Genomic DNA, 20,684 nt, shown 5'->3' with positions numbered 1-20,684 from the left:
CTCCGGAACCCTGCCGTTAAAGGCCCGGTCGGGCCCTGCGACACTTCAACTCGGTTGTCGAGGTGGATTGTTCCCCACCGGTGGGAGGATCACGGAAGTGGCACGGCGCGCGCTCCCCGAAGGCAGGTACGGAACGGCCAGGAAGCCGCTGCCCAAGTGGGCCCGCTGGTCACTCCTGGTAGCCGGGATCGTCGCGGGCGCGGCCGTCGGCTGGGCCGGGTACTCGAACTTCGGCTCGTCCCCGATCGCCTCCGACAAGCTCCGGTACAACGCGCTGGGCGACGACCTGATGGAGGTCGTCTTCACCGTCGACCGCGACCAGCCCGAGCGCCCGGCCGTGTGCGTGCTGCGCGCGCTCTCGCTGGACGGCGAGGAGGCGGGCAGGCGCGAGGTGCTCGTGCGGCCCAGCGACGGGGGCACCGTGGAGACCGGTGTCGTGCGCACGTCCAAGCCCCCGGTGACCGGTGAGGTCTTCGGCTGCTCCTACGAGGTGCCCGCCTATTTGAACCAGGAGTAGCTGCGTCGGGCCGCCTCGGCGGCCAAGCGGGTGATCTGCGAGTTCGAGGCCCCGACCGGGAACTGAAACCGGCCGGCGGCCGTTGCCGTCGTGTTACCCTAGCCCTTCAGCACGGCCCCGGCGTGGGCCGTGTTTTTCCGTTCCGGGCGTTCGCGTCCGGGAACTGCCGGCCCACGCAGGCAGGCCTGGAGCAAGACGAGGAGTTGGTGACCGTGAGCGACACCGAGGTGACCTGGCTGACCCAGGAGGCCTACGACCGGCTCAAGGCCGAACTGGACGAGATGATCGAGAACCGTCCGGTCATCGCCGCGGAGATCAACGCCCGCCGTGAGGAGGGCGACCTCCGCGAGAACGGCGGTTACCACGCGGCGCGCGAGGAGCAGGGCAAGCAGGAGGCCCGCATCCGCCAGCTCCAGGAGCTGCTCCGCGTCGCCAAGGTCGGCGAGGCCCCGACCGTCACCGGCATCGCCGCGCCGGGCATGGTGCTCACGGTGCGCTACGAGGGCGACGACGAGACCGAGGAGTTCCTGCTCGCCACCCGCGAGGAGGGCGCGCACGGCGGCACCGAGGTCTACTCCCCCTCGTCCCCGCTGGGCAAGGCCCTGCTGGGCGCCAAGGAGGGCGAGACCCGCGAGTACGAGCTGCCCAACGGCAGCACGATGAAGGTGTCGCTGATCAAGGCGGTTCCGTACGCGAGCTGAACGGTGCGAGATGCCACGGGCGGCCTCCTGACAGGATGGCCGCCCTTCGAGCATCAGAGCTGGGAGGGCGGGAGGGCGCTGCGGCGTCGACCCGCCCTTTTCGCACGTCAGGGCGGGGTGGCGGTCGGGGCAGGTCAGCGGTCGGGGCTTCCCCGGCGGACCCGCTCCAGCAGCGGGCGCACCCTCGGCGGGACCGGGGTCGACAGCGCGATCGAGGTCGACATCCTGCGCACCCCCGGCACCGCCACGATCTCGTCGATGACCCGCTGCAGGTCGTCGTTCGACCTGGCCACCAGCCGCGCGAACAGGTCGCCCTGCCCGGTGGTGGCGTGCACCTCGCACACCTCGTCGATCGCCGACAGCCCGCGCACGACCTCCTGGCGCCCGCCCTGCGCGATCTCCAGCACCGCGAACGCGGTCAGCCCGTAGCCCATCGCGGCCAGGTCCAGCGCGGGCGGGAAGCCGGTCAGCACGGCGCGCGCCACCAGCCGGTCCAGCCTGGCCTGCACGGTGCCGCGCGCGACGCCCAGCCTGCGCGAGCACTCCAGCACGCCCAGCCTCGGCTCGTCGGTGAGCAGCAGCAGCAACCGCGCGTCGAGCGCGTCCACCTCGTGGTCAGAGTGCTCAGCCTGCCGGTCGTCGGGCACGCCTGACTGTACATTCTGCTCAGCGGAAACCCGGACTGTTGCCCATCTTGCGCACGCGGGCCCAGGCTGTGACGCATGACGCATCAGCTTGACGACGTGAGCTACGACCAGCTCCGCCAACTGGTGGGCCTGGTCGACTACGACGGGACTCGCGACCCGTTCCCGGTGCGGTCGATGGACGCCGTGGTCTTCGTGGTCGGCAACGCCACCCAGGCCGCGCTGTTCTACCAGTCCGCGTTCGGCATGGACCTGGTCGCCTACGCGGGCCCGGAGACGGGGCAGCACGACCACAAGTCGTACGTGCTCAGGTCCGGGTCGGCCCGGTTCGTGCTGCACGGCGGGGTCCGGCCGGGCAGCCCGCTGCTGGAGCACCACCGGGCGCACGGCGACGGCGTCGTCGACCTCGCGCTGGAGGTCGCCGACGTGGACAAGTGCGTGGCGCACGCCCGCGCGCAGGGCGCGACCGTGCTGGAGGAGCCGCACGACGTGTCCGACGAGCACGGCACGGTGCGGGTGGCGGCCATCGCGGCCTACGGCGAGACCCGGCACAGCCTGGTGGACCGCTCCCGCTACTCCGGCCCGTACCTGCCGGGCTACGAGGCGCGGCAGACCCAGGTGCGCAGGCCGGAGGGGGCGCCGAAGCGGCTGTTCCAGGCGGTCGACCACTGCGTCGGCAACGTCGAGCTGGGCCGCATGGACGAGTGGGTGGACTGGTACAACCGCGTCATGGGCTTCGTGAACATGGCGGAGTTCATCGGCGACGACATCGCCACCGACTACTCGGCGCTGATGAGCAAGGTGGTGTCGAACGGCAACCACCGGGTCAAGTTCCCGCTCAACGAGCCCGCGCCGGGCAAGCGGAAGTCGCAGATCGACGAGTACCTGGAGTTCTACGACGGCGCGGGCGTGCAGCACATCGCGCTGGCCACCAACGACATCATCGGGACGATCACCGCGATGCGCGCGGCGGGCGTGGAGTTCCTGGACGCCCCCGACTCCTACTACGAGGACCCGGAGCTGCGGGCCCGCATCGGGCAGGTGCGGCTGCCGATCGAGGTGCTCCAGGAGCACAAGGTGCTCGTGGACCGGGACGAGGACGGCTACCTGCTCCAGATCTTCACCAAGCCGGTGGGCGACCGGCCGACGGTGTTCTACGAGCTGATCGAGCGGCACGGCTCGCTCGGCTTCGGCAAGGGGAACTTCAAGGCGCTGTTCGAGGCGATCGAGCGCGAGCAGGAGCGCAGGGGCAACCTCTGACCGGGTGATCACCGAGGGTGTGACACACCCCCTACCTGCCGTTACGCGCTGTCGACCTGCCGAGGACGTGGGCGCGGCGGTGTGTGGTCCGGGTAGGCTCGCGGTGGGTTCGAGCACTCACCGGGGAGGTGGCATGGCGCTCTCGACGCGGTTCGTGTCGTTCGCCGGAGCGGTGGCCACAGCCGTGGCGCTCACCGGGACTGCCTTCTTCACCGTCGCGCACGCTGGTTGCGGCGAGGTCGGCAGGTTCGTCGAGCAAGGCGATGTGGTCGTGTACGTGGGCGGTTGCGTGGACGGCGCCGACCTGGAACCCGCTCCGGTCCAGGCGGACAACGCCAAGTACCCCTTCCAGCCCTGAGCCTGACCCGACACCTCGGAGGTGGCAGAAGCCGTGTGCCGCAACATCCGCGTGCTCCACAACTTCGAGCCGCCTGCGACCGAGGACGAGGTCGAGGCCGCGGCGCTCCAGTACGTCCGCAAGGTCAGCGGCAGCACCCGGCCGTCGGCCGCGAACGCCGAGGCGTTCGCGGCGGCCGTCGCCGCCGTGGCCGAGGCGACCAGGGCGCTGCTGGGCGAGCTGGTCACCACCGCGGCCCCGAGGGACCGGGAGGTCGAGGCGGCGAAGGCGAAGGCCAAGGCCGCCGAGCGGTACGCGAAGAGCTGAGCGGCACGGGCAGGACTGGTAGGAGCTGAGCGGTAGGAACTGACGAGCGGGGCGCCGGACCTCAAGAGGTCCGGCGCCCCGCTCGTCGTAGAGCGCTGTCGGGCAGGCGTCAGGCCAGGGCCCGCGACAGGTCGGCGATCAGGTCGTCGGCGTCCTCGAGGCCGACCGAGATCCGCACGAGCGAGGACGGGACCTCCAGCTCGGTGCCCGCGACGCTGGCGTGCGTCATGCGGCCGGGGTGCTCGATCAGCGACTCGACGCCGCCCAGCGACTCGGCGAGGGTGAACACCTCGGTCCGCGCGCACACGTCCAGCGCGGCCTGCTCGCCGCCCTTCACCAGGAACGACACCATGCCGCCGAACCGGCGCATCTGCTTGGCCGCGATCTCGTGGCCGGGGTGCTCGGGCAGGCCGGGGTAGAGCACGCGCTCGACCCTCGGGTGCGCGGACAGGGCCTGCGCGATCGCCTCGGCGTTGTCCGAGTGCTTCTCCATGCGGACCTGGAGCGTCTTGAGGCTGCGCTGGGTCAGCCACGCGTCGAACGGGCTGGGCACCGCGCCGGAACCGTTCTGCAGGAACGCGAACTTGGCGTCCAGCTCCTCGTCGGAGGTGATCAGCGCGCCGCCGATGAGGTCGGAGTGGCCGCCGAGGTACTTGGTCGTGGAGTGCATGACCACGTCCGCGCCCAGTTCGAGCGGGTTCTGGAGGTAGGGCGAGGCGAACGTGTTGTCCACGACCAGCGTCACCGAGGCGTCGCGGGCGGCGTCGGCCAGCAGCGCGATGTCGGCGATGTTGAGCAGCGGGTTGGTCGGCGTCTCGACCCACACCAGCTTGGTGTTCGGGCGGATCGCGGCGCGCACGGCGTCCACGTCGGAGATCGCGACGGGGGTGTGCTCGACGCCCCACTGGGACAGCACCTTGTCGATGAGGCGGAACGTGCCGCCGTAGGCGTCGTTCGGGATGACCAGGTGGTCACCGGGGCGCAGCAGCGACCGCAGCGCGGTGTCGGTGGCGGCCATGCCGCTGGCGAACGCCCGCCCGAACCGGCCGCCCTCCAGCGCGGCCAGGCACTGCTCCAGCGCGGTGCGGGTGGGGTTGCCGGTGCGCGAGTACTCGAAGCCCTTGCGCAACCCGCCGACGCCGTCCTGGGCGTAGGTGGAGGTGGCGTAGAGCGGCGGGATGACCGCGCCGGTGGTGGGGTCCGGCTCCTGTCCGGTGTGGATCGCCCGCGTTGCGAAGCCGAGTGGGCCGCTGTCAGTCATGGGGTCAATCTACGGCCCCGGCGCGGAACGGACCGCCCGTCTCGCGGCGTGGGCGGGACGGGGGAGGTGGGGTGCCCGGAGGGGTGAAGCGGGGCCGCCGGAGGGCGGGTGGGGTGGGCCGGGCGGGTGGGGGGTGGCGGCTGAGGAGGGGAGCGCGGGGTGGCGGGTGGGTGGTGAGCGGGAAAGACGAGCGCCCGCCCCACCGGTGCGGTGGGACGGGCGCTCGAGTGGTTCTCGCGGGTCAGCTCACCACTGGGGCGGCTGCTGGCCGTAGCCCTGCTGGGGCGGCTGGCCGTACGGGTTCTGCGGGGCCTGGCCGTAGCCGGGCTGCTGGCCGTAGGGCTGCTGGGGAGCCTGGCCGTAACCCGGCTGCTGGCCGTAGGGCTGCTGCGGGGCCTGGCCGTAGCCGGGCTGGGGCTGCTGGCCGTACGGGTTCTGCGGGGCCTGGCCGTAACCCTGCTGGGACGGCTGGCCGTAGCCGCCGGGGGCGTCGGGCACGTTGACGACGATCGTCTTGACGATCTTGTCGGCCCAGGTCTGCTTCTTGCTCTCCCACAGCGGGGCGAAGTAGCCGATGCCGCAGGCGATGTAGTCGACGAAGTGGCACAGGCCGCGCACGAACGCGCCGCCGAAGCCGATGACCTGCCCGGTCTCCTCGCTGATCAGCTTGATCTTGGCGACCTTCTTGCCGAACGACTGCCCGGTGGTGCCCATCAGGTAGAGGTTGTAGATGCCCCAACCGAAGGCGCCCAGGTAGAGGACCCCGGCGATGCTCATCATGAGGCCGATGTCGCTCGGTCCCACGCCGACCATGAGGATCACGGCGATGATCGCGGCCACGGCCACGACGCCCTGGTCGACCAGACCGGCGATGACGCGGCTGCCCCACTCGGCGTACCCGCCTGCGGGCGGCGCGGGCTGGCCGTAGCCGCCGTGGCCGTAGGCCTGGGGGATGCCCGTCGCGGGCTGGCCGCCGTAGCCGGGCTGGCCGTACGGGGCCTGGGGCTGGCCGTACGGGTTCGGCGCGGCGGGCTGGCCGTACGGGTTCGACGGCGGGTACCCCGGCTGCTGCGCCGGGAAGCCGCCGGACGCGGACGGCGTGCCGTACTGCGGGGCCTGGCCGCCGGGCACGACCTGGGTCGCGTCGGAGCTCGGCTGGGCGCCCTGGGTCATGCCGGGGGTGACGACCTGCGTGGCGTCGGGGTTCGCGCCCGCTCCCTGCGGCACGACCTGGGTCGCGTCGGGGTTCGCGGCGGGCTGGCCCGCGCCCGGCGGCACGACCTGGGTCGCGTCGGGGTTGGGAGCCGCGGGGGGCTGGGGCTGAGCGCCGAACTGCTGGTCCCCTGGCGGCTGCGGAGCGTTCATCGGAGTTTCCAACCCCCTAGGCGTTGGCCCGTTGGTCGTAGTGGTTCACGGATGTGCCCGGCCAACGCTAGCGGATCGCACTCGTGGAATCGCGGGCAACCGCAGAACGCGGCGCGGTCCCGCCCCAGATCAGAGACCTGGGACGGGACCGGGGAAATACTTCGAGAACGGTTCCTGGACGGCTCTCGGGCGGTTCGTGAGCGGCTGGGGAACGGTTCGGGAGCGGTTCTCTGACAGTTCGCGAGCCGTCGGGGAACCCGTCAGCGGCCTGCGAGGAAACCCAGGATGTCCTGCCGGGTCACGACTCCTGCGGGCTTGCCGTCGTCGAGCACGAGCGCGCCGTCGGCCGAGGACAGCGCGGTCATCGCGGCCCCCACCGGCTCGCCCGCGCCGATCGTGGGCAGCTTGACCGACATGTGGGACTCCAGCCGGTCGGCCAGGTGCGCCTTGCCGGTGAACAGCGCGTCGAGCAGGTCGCGCTCGTTGACCGCGCCCGCGACCTCGGCGGCCATGACCGGCGGCTCGGCGTTGACCACGGGCATCTGGGAGACGCCGTACTCGCGCATGATCGCCACGGCCTCGGCGACCGTCTCGTTCGGGTGGGCGTGCACCAGGTCGGGCATGGTGCCGTCCTTGCGGCGCAGCACGTCGCCCACGGTGGCGCCGGTGGAGTCCGGGGACAGGAAGCCGTACTGGGCCATCCACTGGTCGTTGAACACGCTCGACAGGTAGCCGCGACCGCCGTCGGGCAGCAGCACGACCACGACGTCGTCCGGGCCGCACTTCTCGGCCACCCGCAGCGCGGCGGCGACCGCCATGCCGCAGGAGCCTCCGACCAGCAGGCCCTCCTCGCGGGCGAGGCGGCGGGTCAGCTCGAACGAGTCGGCGTCGGAGACCGCGACGATCTCGTCGCACACGCCGCGGTCGTACGCGTCCGGCCAGAAGTCCTCACCGACGCCCTCGACCAGGTACGGGCGACCGGACCCGCCGGAGTAGACCGAGCCCTCGGGGTCGGCGCCGATGACCTTGACGCGGCCCTCGGAGGCCTCCTTGAGGTAGCGGCCGGTGCCGGAGATCGTGCCGCCGGTGCCGACGCCCGCGACGAAGTGGGTGATCCGGCCCTCGGTCTGCCGCCACAGCTCGGGACCGGTGCCGTGGTAGTGGCTGGCCGGGTTCTCCGGGTTGGCGTACTGGTTGGGCTTCCAGGCGCCGGGGATCTCGGCGACGAGCCGGTCCGACACGTTGTAGTAGGAGTCGGGGTGCTCGGGCGCGACGGCGGTCGGGCAGACCACGACCTCGGCGCCGTAGGCCTTGAGCACGTTGCGCTTGTCGACGCTGACCTTGTCCGGGCAGACGAAGACGCACTTGTAGCCCTTCTGCTGCGCCACCAGCGCCAGGCCGACCCCGGTGTTGCCGGAGGTCGGCTCGACGATGGTGCCGCCGGGCCCCAGGGCGCCGGACCGCTCGGCGGCCTCGACCATGCGCAGTGCGATGCGGTCCTTCACGCTGCCGCCGGGGTTCAGGTACTCGACCTTGGCCAGCACGAGCGGCTTGAGCCCTTCAGCGACCGCGTTGAGCCGCACCAGCGGCGTGTTCCCCACCAGGTCGACGACGCTCTCGACGTACTCCACCGGTCCAGGTCCCTTCCACGGCGTTCCACGACGCGGACGAGCGTATCCGGCGGAGGGGTCGGTTCGCCGCCGCCGAGCACGGGGTGGGACGGGGACCAGGTCACCTGTCCGGGCGACGAAGTGCTGAACGAGCGTTAACGACGAAGCGCTGAACGAGCGTTAACTTGAGGGCGTGGCGCGCGTCGAGGCGCGTCGAACGGCGACATCGTGAAGGGGTTCCCACCATGCCTGAAGCCGTCATCGTCTCAGCGGCCCGCTCCCCGATCGGCCGGGCGGGCAAGGGGTCGTTGAAGGACGTCCGGCCCGACGACCTCGCCGTGCAGGTGGTGCGGGCGGCGTTGGAGAAGGTTCCCGAGCTGGACCCCAGGGAGATCGACGACCTGATGCTCGGGTGCGGGCTCCCCGGTGGGGAGCAGGGGTTCAACATGGCGCGGGTGGTGGCGGTGCTGCTGGGGCACGACGGGCTGCCGGGGACGACGGTGACCCGGTACTGCGCGTCGAGCCTCCAGACCACCCGGATGGCGCTGCACGCGATCAAGGCGGGCGAGGGGGACGTGTTCATCAGCGCCGGGGTGGAGGTGGTGTCGAGCTTCGCGAGGGGGAGCTCGGACAGCTGGCCGGACACCAGGAACCCGCTGTTCGGGGCCGCGGGTGAGCGGAGCCGGGTGGTGGCCGAGCAGGGGGCCGACGAGTGGCGGGACCCCAGGGAGCTCGGGGAGCTGCCGGACGTGTACGTCGCGATGGGGCAGACGGCGGAGAACCTGGCGCTGGCCGAGGGGGTGACGCGGGCGGAGATGGACGAGTTCGGGGTCCGGTCGCAGAACCTGGCGGAGAAGGCGATCGCGAGCGGGTTCTGGGCGCGGGAGATCACGCCGGTGACCACGCCGGGCGGGGTGGTGGTGACGGCGGACGACGGGCCTCGGGCGGGGGTGACGCTGGAGGGGGTGTCCGGGTTGAAGCCGGTGTTCCGGCCGGACGGGCGGGTCACGGCGGGGAACTGCTGCCCGTTGAACGACGGGGCTGCGGCGCTGGTGGTGATGAGCGACGTGAAGGCCAAGGAGTTGGGGATCACGCCGTTGGCTCGGGTGGTGTCCACCGGGGTTTCCGGGTTGTCGCCGGAGATCATGGGGTTGGGGCCGGTGGAGGCCTCGCGGCGGGCTTTGGCGCTGGCCGGGTTGTCGGTGTCGGACATCGACCTGGTGGAGATCAACGAGGCGTTCGCGGCCCAGGTCATTCCGTCTTATCGGGGGTTGGGGGTCGAGCTGGACCGGGTGAACGTGAACGGTGGGGCGATCGCGGTGGGGCATCCGTTCGGGATGACCGGGGCTCGGATCACCACCACGTTGATCAACTCTTTGCGGACGCACGACAAGCAGTTCGGGTTGGAGACGATGTGCGTGGGTGGGGGGCAGGGGATGGCGATGGTGTTGGAGCGGTTGAGCTAGCGGGTGGGGTGGGGGGAGTTGGTGGTGAGCTAGCGGGTGAGTTGGTGAGCTAGCGGGTGGGGTGAGGTGAGGGTTTCTCGTGGCGGGCGGGGTTCGCGTGGTTTCCGTTGAACCATCCGGTGGAAATGCGTGAGCGCCGCCCGGCGGGGGGTGTTTGGCGGGGGCGGCGGGTGGCAGCATCGCCATCCGGGCGGTTGGGCGTCCGCCGAACGGAGGAGGCCTCATGTCTCACGTGTGGTGGCGGGGCGGGGGTGAGGGGTTGTGCCACGCGTACCTCTGGAGCGGGGAGGCGTACCTGGCCGCCTGTTCGGAGGGGATCAGGCTGCCGGATGGGGTGGGGCTTGAGGCGCGCGGGGAGTTGTGCGTGGCTTGCTTGTTGCGGTTGCGGGGGGAGGGGAGTGCGTTGATCGTTCACCCTGGGCCCCGGAGTGGGCAGCCTTGTTGAGGGGTTTGGGTTTGGGGTTTGGGTTTGGCTTGGGGGACGAGCCAAGATCAAAAGCTTAAGGGCTCGCCTCGCCGGCGGGGCAGGCCTCCAAAAAAGAGGGGGACGGGCTCTGCTGGCCGGTGGCTGTTTTGTTGGTGGTGCGGTTTACCACTGCGGTGGGCGGGGTCCCTCTTCTCCGTTTGGCCTCCTTTCAGGCAAGCACACTCGTCAAGACGCCGTATGACTGTGCGGTCTTCCGAACAGTGCGGCGGCATCTTGACGAGCGCGCTCGGGCTTCGCCAGGCCAAACGGAGAAGAGGGACGCGGGATTGGGCGGCTGCGGGCTCGCTGCGCTCGCCCCGCAGCCCGCGAGTGCGAGGGTCGTGGGCTCGTGCGGGGTCGTGGGCTAGTGCGGGCTGGTGCGGGGTCGTGGGTTGGTGCGGTGGTCCACCTGTGTGCGTTTGGTCCTGGAAAGCGAAAGACGCCCCAGCCGGAAAATCGGCCAAGGCGCCTTCCTCATTCAGTTGGTACTGGGGTCCCCCTCCAGTGACTTGCCCTTTCGGGTCAGTCGTTCTGGAAGTAGGACAGCAAGCGCAGGATCTCCAGGTAGAGCCACACGAGGGTGGTCATCAGGCCGAACGCGGCCCACCAGGCCCACTTCGACGGGACGCCGCTGCGGATCATCTCGTTCGCGGCCTCGAAGTCCAGCAGGAAGCTGAAGGCCGCGATGCCGATGACGACCAGCGAGAAGATGATCGCCAGCGGGCTGCCGTCGCGGAGGCCCAGGTTCACGCCGAACATGCCCATGAGCAGGTTGGCGAGCATCAGGACGCCTGCGCCGACCGCCGCGCCGATGACCCACTTGGTCAGGCGCGGGGTGACGCGGATCGCGCCGGTCTTGTAGACCACGAGCATTCCGGCGAACACGCCGAACGTGCCGAGGATGGCCTGCCAGGCGATGCCGGGGAAGAACGCCTCGAACACGCCGGTGATGCCGCCGAGGAACACGCCCTCGGCCGCGGCGTAGGTGAGCACCAGGGGGGCGCTCGGCGTCTTCTTGAAGATGATGATCAGCGAGACGACGAGGCCGATGATCATGCCGGGGAGCGTCAGGGCGATCGGGTTGACCGCGCCCGTCAGCACCAGCCAGGCCGAGACCAGGCCGGTGACCAGGGTCAGACCCAGGGTCACGGCGGTCTTGGTGACCACGTCGTCGATCGTGATGGGGCGCTCGCCCGAGGCCTGCTGCTGCGGGTAGCCGCCGCCGTACTGCTGGCCGTAGGGCTGAGCCTGTCCGTACTGCTGCTGCCCGAAGCCCGCGTGCCCGCCGCCCTGGGGCAGGTTGCGGAACGCGGGGTTGCTGCTGGTGCGCACCTCAAGTCCTCCTGTGGCGTCCTGGCGCCTTCACGGGGTTCAACGTCCGCACGAGCAGATCGGTTCCCGGCGGGTAAAACGGACTTTACCCAGTGTGGCCCTCGGTTACCACCTACCGGGGTGACGAAGCGTAGTCAATGCCTACCCCAGTGGCGGCTTGTCCGCACCTTCGGTACCGGGAAAGCTCACCAGGCCAGCACCTTCCGCACCCATTTTCAGGGAGTCTTGCCAATCATGGGCTGGAGACGACTCGCTGGGGCTACGCTCGCGGCCGGTGTGACCTTGCTCGCTTTACCTGCGGCTATCGCCCAAGCGGCGCCGCAGGAGGGGCTCGGTTACCAGCACGAGGCGCAGCCCTACAAGGATCGCCCGGACGGGCCGGGGTGGTCCGGTTCTTACATCTGGAACAAGAAGCAAGTGTGGTGCGTCGCTTACGCGCTCAAGGCGCCGGACAGCGACGTCGAGTACGAGGAAGGCGACGAGCTGCTCACCAAGGGTGGCAAGTCGCTCGCGCCGGACGTCGCGGCGAACATCTCCTACCTGCTGCTGCGCTACAGCACCACGACCTCGGCCGACGAGGCCGCAGGGCTGTCGCACCTGCTGCACACCTGGACCGCCGCCCCGGACGCCCAGGCGGGCATCGCGATCGGAGCGGACGTCCCGTTCCAGAAGGTCGCCTACGACGAGCAGTTCAACTTCGACCGGCTCCCCGCCTCCGCGCACGAGGCGATCGCCCGCATGAAGGCGGACGCCGAGGCGAACCGGGGGCCGTGGGCCGCGCAGGTCATCGCGCCGACCGGCGACCAGCTCATCGGCACGGCCGACACCTGGACCGTGACCGTGTCCAAGCAGAGCGGCGGGGGCGTCGGCGGGGTCCCGGTGACCGCCGAGCTGACCGACGCGAAGATCGAGGGCAGCGAGGTCGGGACCGCTGAGCTGGTCACCCCGGCCGACGGCAAGCCCCTCACGCTCAAGGTCGTCCCGACCGGCCCCTCCCCCTCGGTGGCCGTTCGACTGGACAGCCCGGCCGACAAGCCGGTCGTGCACGTCCCGGCCGACAGCAACATGCAGCGCATCGTCACCACCGGTGGCGAGAAGAAGCTCACCGCGAACGCGTCCGCCACCGCGAAGACCCCTCCGGGGATCGTGAAGATCGGCAAGGTGGACTCCGAGACGAAGAAGCCGCTGGCTGGCGCGGCGCTGCGGGTGACCGGGGCGGACGGGTCCACCCCGGCGGTCCTGCAGGACGAGAGCCCGCTGGTGGGGCCGGAGGGCACCCCCGTGGTGCTCCAGACCGGCGCCGACGGCACCGCGGTCGTGGAGGACCTGCGCACCCCGCAGGACATCTGCGTGATCGAGGTGGCCGCGCCGAAGGGCTACGAGGAGAACTACGACCCGAACTCGCCGCCGAAGGCGTGCGGGAAGGTCGAGCCGGGCCAGACCCTGGTCCTTGAGCTGAGCAACAAGCCGAACAAGCCGATCGTGCCCATCACCATCCCGGCGGGCTCCGAGGGCGGGGTGGCGCTGGCGACGGCGTCCTTCACCACGGTGACCGCGCCGGGCGCGGTGGCGGGCTTCGCGGGCGCCGTGCTGGTCGGCGGCGTCGTGCTGGGCCTGGTGGTCCGGCGGCGGCTGGCGGCGTGAGGTGACGATCCGGCGGTGCTGAACAGGACGATCCGGCGGTGCTGAACAGGACGATCCGGCGGTGCTGAACAGATGGTGAGAGCTCTGCTGGCCGGTGCGGCGGTGGTGGGCGTCCTGTCCACCACCGCCGCTCTGGCGATCACGGCGCCCGACGTGGTGGTGGTCGGGCTGGCCAGGCCCGCCGACCCGGTGGTGCCGCACCCGCTGGGCGACAGCCTGCGCAGCGGGCGCGGGGTGGACCTGGCGGGGATGCGGGCCGGGTCGAACGCGCCCGCCGACCTGCCCCCGCCCGAGCCGCCGCCACCGCCCGCCGCGCAGGTGCAGCCGGGGACGGTGCGGCTGCCGCTGGGGAACACGGCGAAGCTGGTGCGCAGCGAGGTGACCCCGGACGGGGTGCTGCCGGTGCCGGACGGCGTCGGCGAGGCGACCTGGTGGGGCGTGGACCTCGGCGCGGGCGAGGGCGCGACGGTGCTGGCGGGGCACGTGAACTGGAAGGGCGCGACGGGGCCGTTCGACGAGCTGTGGCGGGCCGAGGCCGGTCGCGAGGTGCTCGTGGTGGACACCTCGGGGGCCGAGTACCGGTTCGCGGTGCGGGACGTGCTGGCGGTGTCCAAGGACGAGCTGCCGGGGCGCGCGGTGGAGCTGTTCGGGCCCTCCGGGGAGCACCGGCTGGTGCTGGTGACCTGCGGTGGCCGGTGGGTCGGCGGGCAGCTGGGGTACGAGGAGAACCGCGTGGTGGTGGCGACGCCGGTCGGGTAGTGGCGGGCCCCGGTGGGGAGCGCACGCGGAAGTGCGGTTTCTCGCAAGAAAGCAACCTGCGGACGCAATGTCCCGTCCACGGTGGTTGTGAAGCGATGGGGCTGGCTCTCGACGGTGGTCGCGCTCGCGGTGGTCCTGGTCGTGCTCGCGGTGCTGGGCGTGCGGGAGTCGCCGCCGGGCGGTGACGCGGGCGCGCTGGCCGCGCCGCTGCCCGGCGTGACGACCGGGTCGAGCGCGAGCGCGGCGCCCGCGCCGACCGTCCCGGCGCACCCGAACCCGCCCTCCTGGATGCGCAGGCTCCAGCCGGGCGAGAAGCCGCCGCAGTTCCTGCTGTTCTCGTTCGACGGGGCGGCGTCCAAGAAGCACTGGGACCGGCTGACCCCGATCGCCGAGCGGACCGGCGCGCACGTCACCGGGCTGCTGTCCGGGGTGTACCTGCTGACCGAGCAGCAGGGCGCGGCGACGTACAAGGGGCCCAAGCAGCGGGCGGGCGCGTCGGACATCGGGTTCGGCGGCACGCAGGCGGACGTGGAGCTGCGGATCGGCTACCTGAACAGGGCGATCGACGCCGGGCACGAGATCGGCACGCACTACAACGGGCACTTCTGCGCGGGTGGGGCGTCCAGCGTGGGCGACTGGGACTCGGCGGACTGGGGCAGCGAGCTGGACCAGTTCTTCCAGATCGTGGAGAAGGCCCGCGCCAAGGGGTTCAAGCTCGACCCGAGCGCGGTGCGGGGCGGGCGCACGCCGTGCCTGGAGGGCAGGTGGGACCAGGCGTTCCCGGCGATGCGCCAGCACGGGCTGGTGTACGACACCAGCCACGTGAGCCTGGGCGTGCAGTGGCCGTCGGTGCGGGACGGGGTGTGGGAGTTCCCGATGCCGGAGGTGCGGGTTCCCGCGCTGGGCAAGCAGGTCGTGATGATGGACTTCAACCTCTGGTACGCGCTGGACGGCGCGAAGGAGCGGACCGATCCGGCGAACGTGCCGCTGTTCACCCAGGTGGTGGTGGACACCTACTGGTCGGTGCTGCGGGCGGCGGCGAACGGGAACCGGGCGCCGGTGGTGATCGGCAACCACTTCAACGACTGGGCGGGCGGGGCGTTCAGCGACGCGGTGGAGCGGTTCATGGGCGAGGCGTGCGGGAAGGACGGGACGGTGTGCGCGACGTACACCGAGGTGCTGCAGTGGATGCAGTTGCAGGACCCGGAGGTGCTGGAGCACTACCGGCGGATGCCCGCGGCGATGAACTGACGGTCCGAGCACGGTGGGCGGCGGGGCGGGCTGCGTCGGTGGGCGGCGGGGTGGGTCGCGGTGGGCGCGGGCAGGGGGCCAGAGGATCGGGGTCAGGGCAGTCTGGTGACCGGTTGGCGGACGATCGTGCGGCGCTTCTCGGGGGTGGTTCGGCGCGGGTCGCTCAGGTAGACCTCGTGGTGCCTGCCGGTCGGGGCGAGGCCGTGCTCGGGGATGAACTCCTCGTGCACGCGCCGCAGCAGCTCGGCCTCGTCGTCGTACGCGCCGACGTGCAGGGCCTGGACGCACAGGCCCTCGGAGAGCGCTTCCACGCGGACCTCGCGCAGCCTGGTGGGCGGGGCGCCGCCCGCCTCGACGCGGTCGAGCGCGCCCGCCAGCAGCTCGTCGCCGATCCAGTCCGGGAGCAGGAGCAGCAGGGTCCAGCTCCACTTGGCCTTGTCGCGCTCGCTGGTGAACGAGGCGTGGTCGTCGGCCCACCACAGGCCCTCCAGCGGCGGGACGGCGTAGTCGCGGCCCAGTTCCCCCTTGCTGGTGAACTTGAGCCGGTAGGCGACCGGGTAGAGGGCCGAGACGGCGTCCGCGTACGCGCTGGTGTTCGGGTCGCCGCTGCCGTCGATCGCCAGGTAGCGCAGATCGGGGACCTCGACGAGCTCGGGCTTGTCGCGCTTCGCGGTGTAGCCGGGGACGGTCCGCTTGAAGTCGACCTTGTCCGCCACGGGGTCCTCCAGGGGTGCGGTTCCGGGAGCGGGCACCGTACTGCGGGGGTACGACGATTTCCGGGCGTTCCGGCCGCGCGCGGGGGCGGTCGTTTCCTAAGCTAATGACCGGCAGGGACGACGAGCGCTGGGAGCACCCGCATGGCGACGACCGCTGGACTGGCCGAGGAACTCCTCGAACTGGTCAAGGACCTGGACCCGATCGGGGCGTCGTTGTACGGCCTGCCGGTCGCCAACGCGGGGCTGGAGGACGTCAGCGAGGCCGGTGAGGCCGGGTCCCGCGCGCGGGCGCTCGACATCGCCTCGCGGGCCGAGGCGCTGCCCGAGGACGACGACCCGGTGACCCGCGCGGTGGTCGTGCAGCAGGCGCTCGCGATCGTGGACCGGATCGACGCCCGGCTGGTCGAGCACTCGATCACCGACTCGTTCTTCGCGCCCGCCGGGATGCTCCTGGCGATGCTGCCGATGCTCACCCCCTCCGACGAGGCCCAGCAGCGGGCCTACGTGGCCCGCCTGGCGGCGATCCCGGAGTACCTGGGGCGGGTGGCCGACCGGCACCGCTCGGGGCGCTCAGCGGGCCGCAGGCCGGTCGCGCACCTCGTCGAGGCGGCGGTGGCGCACCTGGACCGGTACCTGTCCGCCGAGCGCGACCCGCTGGCCAGGCACGAGCTGGCCGGGGAGGTCGCGGCCGAGCGGGACCGGGTGCTGGCCGAGCGGGTGCGGCCCGCGTTCGCCGCCTACCGGGAGGTGCTGCGGGAGCTGCTGCCGGACGCGCGGCCCGCCGACCGGCCGGGGCTGTGCTGGCTGCCGGACGGCGAGGCCGCGTACGCCGCGCTGGCCCGCCACCACACCACGACCCCGCGCACGCCGGACGAGCTGCACGAGACCGGGCTGGCGATCATCGCCGACCTGGAGCGGGAGTACGCGGAGCTGGGCGGGCGGGTGTTCGGCGCCTCCGACGCGGCCGGGGTGTTCGAGCGGATGCGGACCGACCCCGCGCTGCGCTGGGACACCGAGGAGGAGCTGCTGGAGGCGGCCAGGACCGCGATCTCGCGCGCCGAGGAGGTCGCGCCGAAGTGGTTCGGGCGGCTGCCCGCGCAGCGCTGCGCGGTGGAGGCGGTGCCCGCCGACGACGCGCCCGGCGCCCCGACCGCCTACTACTCCTCGCCCGCGCTGGACGGCAGCAGGCCCGGCACCTACTACGCCAACACGCACCGGGTGCAGGAGCGGTTCCGCTACCAGGCCGAGGCGATCGCCTTCCACGAGGCGGTGCCCGGCCATCACTTCCAGATCTCGCTCGCCCAGGAGCTGACCGACCTGCCGCTGCTGCGGCGGATGGCGTCCGTCACGGCCTACCTGGAGGGCTGGGGGCTCTACACCGAGCGGCTGGCCGACGAGATGGGGCTGTACTCGGACGACGTGGCGCGGCTGGGGATGCTGGCGCTGGACTCGATGCGCGCGGGCAGGCTCGTGGTGGACACCGGGCTGCACGCGAAGGGATGGAGCCGGGAGCGGGCGGTGGCGTACCTGCGGGAGAACACGCCGCTGGCGCTGGTGGAGATCGAGAACGAGGTGGACCGGTACATCGCGGCGCCCGGCCAGGCGCTGTCGTACATGGTGGGCCGGTTGGAGATCCTGCGGCTGCGGGCGTTCGCCGAGCAGGCGCTCGGGGCGGCGTTCGACATCAGGGACTTCCACGACCTCGTGCTCGGCGGCGGGCCGCTCCCGCTGGCCGTGCTGGACGAAGTGGTCACCGACTGGGTGAACGCGCGATTGGCGAACTGAACGGGCGCCGGGGCCGCTTTGCGGCGGCCCCACTTAGTCCGCAAAAGTGCGGAAATATGGGCTGACCTGCTGACTCCCTCACTAAATCAGGGGGTCGAAACCGTTGGTCCGCTGCACGAACAAGCGAAAAGACCTACCCTGCGCGCCGAACTCCGCTCTCCGGCTCCATCGCGGCGCGTCACCCGCCCGCACGTCGTTGACCTGCGAACGGGTGACGAACAGCTATGTCGAGCGTGCCCCCGACGGGATTCGAACCCGTACCTGTGACTCTTTTAAGGAGCCTGCCTCTACCCGTTGGGCTACGGGGGCAGCGGGGAGCCTAAGCGGTTACCGTGCGTTCGTGGAGGCTGTTCGATGCACATCCCCCGCACGGCTCAATGCGAACTGCTATTCCGTTCATTCGAGTAATGGGCCGAGCGCGCTGAAGCCCAGGACGATCTCGTGATATGCGTCACAACCGAGTGCGCGCTCCACCAGCTCGTCCCGCAGCGCGGCGGTGAAACCGATGCCGAAACCCATCGCCGTGGCGACCAGGTACGCGGTCTGGGAGAGGTGCCCGACGTCCATCTGGACCACCCGGTAAGCCCGTGACGTGTCATAACGCCAGCGGGTCCGGTCGAGCACCCCGGTGTAGGCCAGCACGAGCGCGGCCTCGCCGACCCACTCCTGCCCGCCCGCGGCCTCGGTGAGCTGCTCCGGCGTCCACTCGACCCCGAGGCGCTCCAGCGCGTGCCCGAGCGGGTCGAAGTGGTACCACCCCGGCGGCACGCCCTCGACCGCCCTGACGTGCGCGTACACCTCGACCGGGTGACGACCGCCGCCTGATGGTGTCATCTTGAAGACGGTTCCGGAGCGCCCGACGCGGGAGCGGGCGAGTGAGGGCGCGGCGAGCACCGCCAAAATTTCACCCACTTGGCGCAGCGGAAGCGGTCCACGGCCAAAATCTCGCGTTGTGCGACGGCCGAGCAGAACGCTCCGCAACCCCTCCCGCCCCCATTCGGGGTCCTCCGAGGGCGCGGGAAGATCCACACGCCCACCGCCGATAGTCCTGAAGGGCGGGGGCGGCGGGTCGGTGCCGAGCTTCGCGTCCAATTCGGCGTCGTGCTCGTCCACGCCCTGGTAAGGCGCGTCGGCCAGGGTGCGGCTGGCGAAGTGGTAGTGCCTGGCCGCCACGCCCCACGAGCCCCAGCCCGCCAGCAGCCGCCGCTCGGCCTCGTGCTCGGGCGAGCCCTCGACCAGCAGCACGCGCGCGCCGATCAGCTCGTCCAGCACCGCGCGCAGGGCGGCCCGGTCGGCCTCGGGGAGCGGGGCCAGCAGCGCGTCCACGTCGGTGAAGGTCGCGAACCTGCGGCAGAGCAGCTCGGCGGTCTCGGTGATGGCGAACTGGCGGTGGTGGAGGTAGTCGTCCCAGACCGCGGTGCCGTCCCGGTAGGACAGCGCCGCGTGCTCAGCGACCTTGACCCGCACCCAGCAGCTCCTCGAAACGCCCGGCGACCCAGCTGTGCACCGCGTCGGAGACGCGGGTGTCGCCCGCCCGGTGCTCGAACCACCGCCAGTCGCAGTTGACGTTGACCTCCAGGAACACGTGGTCGTCACCCGCGACGAGCAGGTCGAACGCCGCGACCTGGAGCCTCCAGTGCCGGGCGAGCGCCAACAGCCTCCCGCGCAGCCCCTCGGGCACCTCGACCGGGGTCACCCGGACCGCGTCCGGGTCCACCCACAGCTGGGCCGGGTCGATCTTGTCGACCTGGTAGGCCAGGCACTCCTCGTCGACGGTGAAGACCCGGATCTCGGTCTCGGCCGTGACGTACTCCTGCACTATCACCGGCGCGGTCTCCGGCACGTCGCCGGACCGGCTGGTCTCCAGCGGCCGGGGGAACAGCCCGTGCTGCACGCCCGGCCGGGGCTCCAGCAGGTGCCGCCCCGCGGTCTTGACGATGCAGTGCCCCCCGCCGGGCCGGGTGCGGCCGGGGCGGGTGGTGACGGCGGTGCGCGGCACGGTCAGCCCGAACGCGGCGGCGTCGGCCATCTGCGTCAGCCGGTCGAGGTGGGCGGTGTGCCTGACCGGGTTGACGTGCGCCCAGTCGCGGCGGGTGGAGAGCCAGCCCGCGACGGCGTTCCACTGGTCGACCGCGTAGGCGCCCGCGAGCGTGCCGGGCTCGACCGGCACGGCGGACAGCTCGAAGTGCCTGCGCCACACCAGCAGCGGGCGGACCAGCCAGCGGTCCAGCTCCAGCAGCGGGGTGTCGGTGTAGACGGTGAGCGGGAGGTCGGTGCAGCGGTCGGCGTCGATGCGGACCATGCGGATGCCGCGCTCGGCCAGCGCGATGGAGAGCTCGTTCATCTCCATGTCGGCGGAGCGGGCCAGGACCAGCACGCACGGGACGGGGCTGCCGTCGCCCTCGTCCACGACGCCGAGGCGGTGGGCCTGCTCCTGGAAGTCCAGGCACTTGGGCTGGGTGCGGAACAGGTACTCCTGGCCCTGCATGAGCAGCGGGGTGGGGCGGAGCGGGAGGGTGCGGGTCGCGGCGGGGCGCTGGGAGGCCGGGCGCTGCGGGGTGGCGCGCGGGCGCTCGGGGTCGACCTGGGACGCGGGCTCGGCCGGGGAGGCGGGTTCGGCCAGGAAGGCGGTGGGGGCCGGGAGCGCGGGCTCGGCGGTCGCGGGGGCGCCCGCCGGGTCGGTCAGGAAGCCGGGGGTGGCGGCGACGGGGCGGGTCAGCGGGGCGGCCCGGAAGCCGAGGGCGGACTCGGCGGAGCGGACCAGACCGGCCAGGAACGAGGGCTCCTCGGGCAGCGCGGCGCCCGCTTCGAGGTCCAGCGCACGCGCGCGGGAGCGCCGGGTGGCGTCCGCGTCGGCGTAGTCGGGCGCGGAGGCGCGCGCGAAGGGGTCGGCGGCGCCCGCCTCGGGGTGGTCGACCGGCGGGCGGTCGTCCGAGGCGCTCACGTCACCGGTCCCGGCGGCGCCCGAGCGGCCCGCCCCGTGACTCCCCGGTCCAGGGCGCACCGCCTCGGGGCTCGCCGCCTCGGCGGGCTCCGCCGCGGACGGGGGCTCTGCGCTCCCCCGCCTCGAAGCGGTCGCGCTCAATCGTCCTTCTTGCTGCGGAAGCACTTCCCTGCGGTGGCGTACTCGGCGGCGTACTCCGCCAGGACCCGGTCCTCGATCTCACCGCGGCGAAGCTGTGCGGCCAGCTCCTCAAGAGACATCGCGGTCACCTCTCTCCCCACTAATGCATCGCGCTTCTG

19 protein-coding genes and 1 tRNA gene are annotated in these 20,684 nt (G+C 71.9%); 10 read left to right on the top strand and 10 right to left on the bottom strand.

Annotated features, from left to right (window positions below; translation table 11 throughout):
- Positions 1-97: 97 nt before the first annotated feature.
- Entirely contained in the window at positions 98-517 is a 420-nt protein-coding gene (locus LV78_RS20330) for a DUF4307 domain-containing protein (RefSeq protein ID WP_253846839.1), read from the top strand.
- 206 nt (positions 518-723) lie between these two features.
- Positions 724-1,218 carry a transcription elongation factor GreA gene (gene greA, locus LV78_RS20325; protein ID WP_253846838.1) on the top strand — a complete coding sequence of 165 codons (495 nt, stop codon included), beginning with the start codon at positions 724-726 and terminating at the stop codon, positions 1,216-1,218.
- 134 nt (positions 1,219-1,352) lie between these two features.
- Here greA and LV78_RS20320 read toward each other — a convergent pair whose 3' ends face one another.
- On the bottom strand, positions 1,353-1,865 hold the full coding sequence (locus LV78_RS20320; protein ID WP_253846837.1) for an Lrp/AsnC family transcriptional regulator: 513 nt from the start codon (positions 1,863-1,865) through the stop codon (positions 1,353-1,355).
- A gap of 75 nt (positions 1,866-1,940) precedes the next feature.
- Between LV78_RS20320 and hppD the strand changes: the two genes are divergently transcribed.
- The 3 genes from hppD to LV78_RS20305 all read left to right on the top strand — a co-directional run bounded on the left by hppD (position 1,941) and on the right by LV78_RS20305 (position 3,786).
- On the top strand, positions 1,941-3,122 hold the full coding sequence (gene hppD / locus LV78_RS20315) for a 4-hydroxyphenylpyruvate dioxygenase (protein ID WP_253846836.1): 1,182 nt from the start codon (positions 1,941-1,943) through the stop codon (positions 3,120-3,122).
- Positions 3,123-3,255: 133 nt separating this feature from the next.
- On the top strand, positions 3,256-3,480 hold the full coding sequence (locus LV78_RS20310; protein WP_096491478.1) for a hypothetical protein: 225 nt from the start codon (positions 3,256-3,258) through the stop codon (positions 3,478-3,480).
- Positions 3,481-3,513: 33 nt separating this feature from the next.
- Positions 3,514-3,786: a DUF2277 domain-containing protein gene (locus LV78_RS20305; protein WP_012783328.1), complete on the top strand. Its 273-nt coding sequence runs from the start codon at positions 3,514-3,516 to the stop codon at positions 3,784-3,786.
- Between the two features lie 109 nt (positions 3,787-3,895).
- On the opposite strand, the gene LV78_RS20300 is transcribed toward LV78_RS20305, so the two are convergent.
- The 3 genes from LV78_RS20300 to LV78_RS20290 all read right to left on the bottom strand — a co-directional run bounded on the left by LV78_RS20300 (position 3,896) and on the right by LV78_RS20290 (position 8,043).
- Positions 3,896-5,047 (bottom strand): cystathionine gamma-synthase, encoded by a 1,152-nt coding sequence (locus LV78_RS20300; protein ID WP_253846835.1) that lies wholly within the window; start codon positions 5,045-5,047, stop codon positions 3,896-3,898.
- 246 nt (positions 5,048-5,293) lie between these two features.
- A complete protein-coding gene (locus tag LV78_RS20295) occupies positions 5,294-6,412 on the bottom strand; it encodes an RDD family protein (RefSeq protein ID WP_253846834.1) in 1,119 nt (372 codons plus the stop codon).
- Between the two features lie 260 nt (positions 6,413-6,672).
- Positions 6,673-8,043 (bottom strand): cystathionine beta-synthase, encoded by a 1,371-nt coding sequence (locus tag LV78_RS20290; RefSeq protein ID WP_253846833.1) that lies wholly within the window; start codon positions 8,041-8,043, stop codon positions 6,673-6,675.
- 224 nt (positions 8,044-8,267) lie between these two features.
- Here LV78_RS20290 and LV78_RS20285 point away from each other — a divergent pair, with 224 nt between their 5' ends.
- Positions 8,268-9,488: an acetyl-CoA C-acetyltransferase gene (locus LV78_RS20285; RefSeq protein ID WP_253846832.1), complete on the top strand. Its 1,221-nt coding sequence runs from the start codon at positions 8,268-8,270 to the stop codon at positions 9,486-9,488.
- A 988-nt stretch (positions 9,489-10,476) separates the two neighbouring features.
- Here LV78_RS20285 and LV78_RS20280 read toward each other — a convergent pair.
- On the bottom strand, positions 10,477-11,286 hold the full coding sequence (locus tag LV78_RS20280) for a Bax inhibitor-1/YccA family protein (protein WP_253846831.1): 810 nt from the start codon (positions 11,284-11,286) through the stop codon (positions 10,477-10,479).
- Between the two features lie 276 nt (positions 11,287-11,562).
- On the opposite strand from LV78_RS20280, the gene LV78_RS20275 reads away from it, so the two are divergent.
- The 3 genes from LV78_RS20275 (at position 11,563) to LV78_RS20265 (ending at position 14,940) form a co-directional block, all read left to right on the top strand.
- Positions 11,563-12,930: an MSCRAMM family protein gene (locus LV78_RS20275; RefSeq protein WP_253846830.1), complete on the top strand. Its 1,368-nt coding sequence runs from the start codon at positions 11,563-11,565 to the stop codon at positions 12,928-12,930.
- 72 nt (positions 12,931-13,002) lie between these two features.
- A complete protein-coding gene (locus LV78_RS20270) occupies positions 13,003-13,689 on the top strand; it encodes a class F sortase (RefSeq protein WP_253846829.1) in 687 nt (228 codons plus the stop codon).
- 81 nt (positions 13,690-13,770) lie between these two features.
- On the top strand, positions 13,771-14,940 hold the full coding sequence (locus tag LV78_RS20265) for a polysaccharide deacetylase family protein (protein WP_253846828.1): 1,170 nt from the start codon (positions 13,771-13,773) through the stop codon (positions 14,938-14,940).
- A gap of 92 nt (positions 14,941-15,032) precedes the next feature.
- On the opposite strand, the gene LV78_RS20260 is transcribed toward LV78_RS20265, so the two are convergent.
- Entirely contained in the window at positions 15,033-15,656 is a 624-nt protein-coding gene (locus LV78_RS20260) for a GyrI-like domain-containing protein (RefSeq protein ID WP_253846827.1), read from the bottom strand.
- 141 nt (positions 15,657-15,797) lie between these two features.
- Here LV78_RS20260 and LV78_RS20255 point away from each other — a divergent pair, with 141 nt between their 5' ends.
- Positions 15,798-17,441, top strand: a complete 1,644-nt coding sequence (locus tag LV78_RS20255; RefSeq protein ID WP_253846826.1) for a DUF885 domain-containing protein — start codon at positions 15,798-15,800, stop codon at positions 17,439-17,441.
- Between the two features lie 234 nt (positions 17,442-17,675).
- Here LV78_RS20255 and LV78_RS20250 read toward each other — a convergent pair.
- The 4 genes from LV78_RS20250 to LV78_RS40880 all read right to left on the bottom strand — a co-directional run bounded on the left by LV78_RS20250 (position 17,676) and on the right by LV78_RS40880 (position 20,645).
- Positions 17,676-17,750, bottom strand: a tRNA-Leu gene (locus LV78_RS20250).
- A gap of 87 nt (positions 17,751-17,837) precedes the next feature.
- Entirely contained in the window at positions 17,838-18,908 is a 1,071-nt protein-coding gene (locus tag LV78_RS20245; protein ID WP_253846825.1) for a SagB family peptide dehydrogenase, read from the bottom strand.
- The gene (locus tag LV78_RS20240) at positions 18,889-20,526 is read right to left on the bottom strand and encodes an ATP-grasp domain-containing protein (protein ID WP_253846824.1); all 1,638 of its coding nucleotides are present in this window, start codon (positions 20,524-20,526) and stop codon (positions 18,889-18,891) included. Before LV78_RS20240 ends, LV78_RS20245 begins: the two co-directional genes overlap by 20 nt.
- Complete coding sequence (locus LV78_RS40880) at positions 20,523-20,645, bottom strand: hypothetical protein (protein ID WP_012783314.1); 123 nt, start codon at positions 20,643-20,645, stop codon at positions 20,523-20,525. The genes LV78_RS20240 and LV78_RS40880 overlap by 4 nt, the downstream gene beginning before the upstream one ends.
- Positions 20,646-20,684: the final 39 nt, after the last annotated feature.

It is taken from the genome of Actinosynnema pretiosum (genome assembly GCF_024171695.1).
Lineage (GTDB): Bacteria > Actinomycetota > Actinomycetes > Mycobacteriales > Pseudonocardiaceae > Actinosynnema > Actinosynnema pretiosum.
This window is presented reverse-complemented; position numbering and strand designations above follow the sequence as displayed.

Excerpts from the sequence above, each read along its gene's own strand:
- LV78_RS20295 (WP_253846834.1), bottom strand. The coding sequence starts at position 6,412 with ATGAACGCTCCGCAGCCGCCAGGGGACCAGCAGTTCGGCGCTCAGCCC.
- LV78_RS20255 (WP_253846826.1), top strand. The coding sequence starts at position 15,798 with ATGGCGACGACCGCTGGACTGGCCGAGGAACTCCTCGAACTGGTCAAG.
- LV78_RS20300 (WP_253846835.1), bottom strand. The coding sequence starts at position 5,047 with ATGACTGACAGCGGCCCACTCGGCTTCGCAACGCGGGCGATCCACACC.
- LV78_RS20270 (WP_253846829.1), top strand. The coding sequence starts at position 13,003 with ATGGTGAGAGCTCTGCTGGCCGGTGCGGCGGTGGTGGGCGTCCTGTCC.
- LV78_RS20310 (WP_096491478.1), top strand. The coding sequence starts at position 3,256 with ATGGCGCTCTCGACGCGGTTCGTGTCGTTCGCCGGAGCGGTGGCCACA.
- LV78_RS20285 (WP_253846832.1), top strand. The coding sequence starts at position 8,268 with ATGCCTGAAGCCGTCATCGTCTCAGCGGCCCGCTCCCCGATCGGCCGG.
- hppD (WP_253846836.1), top strand. The coding sequence starts at position 1,941 with ATGACGCATCAGCTTGACGACGTGAGCTACGACCAGCTCCGCCAACTG.
- LV78_RS40880 (WP_012783314.1), bottom strand. The coding sequence starts at position 20,645 with ATGTCTCTTGAGGAGCTGGCCGCACAGCTTCGCCGCGGTGAGATCGAG.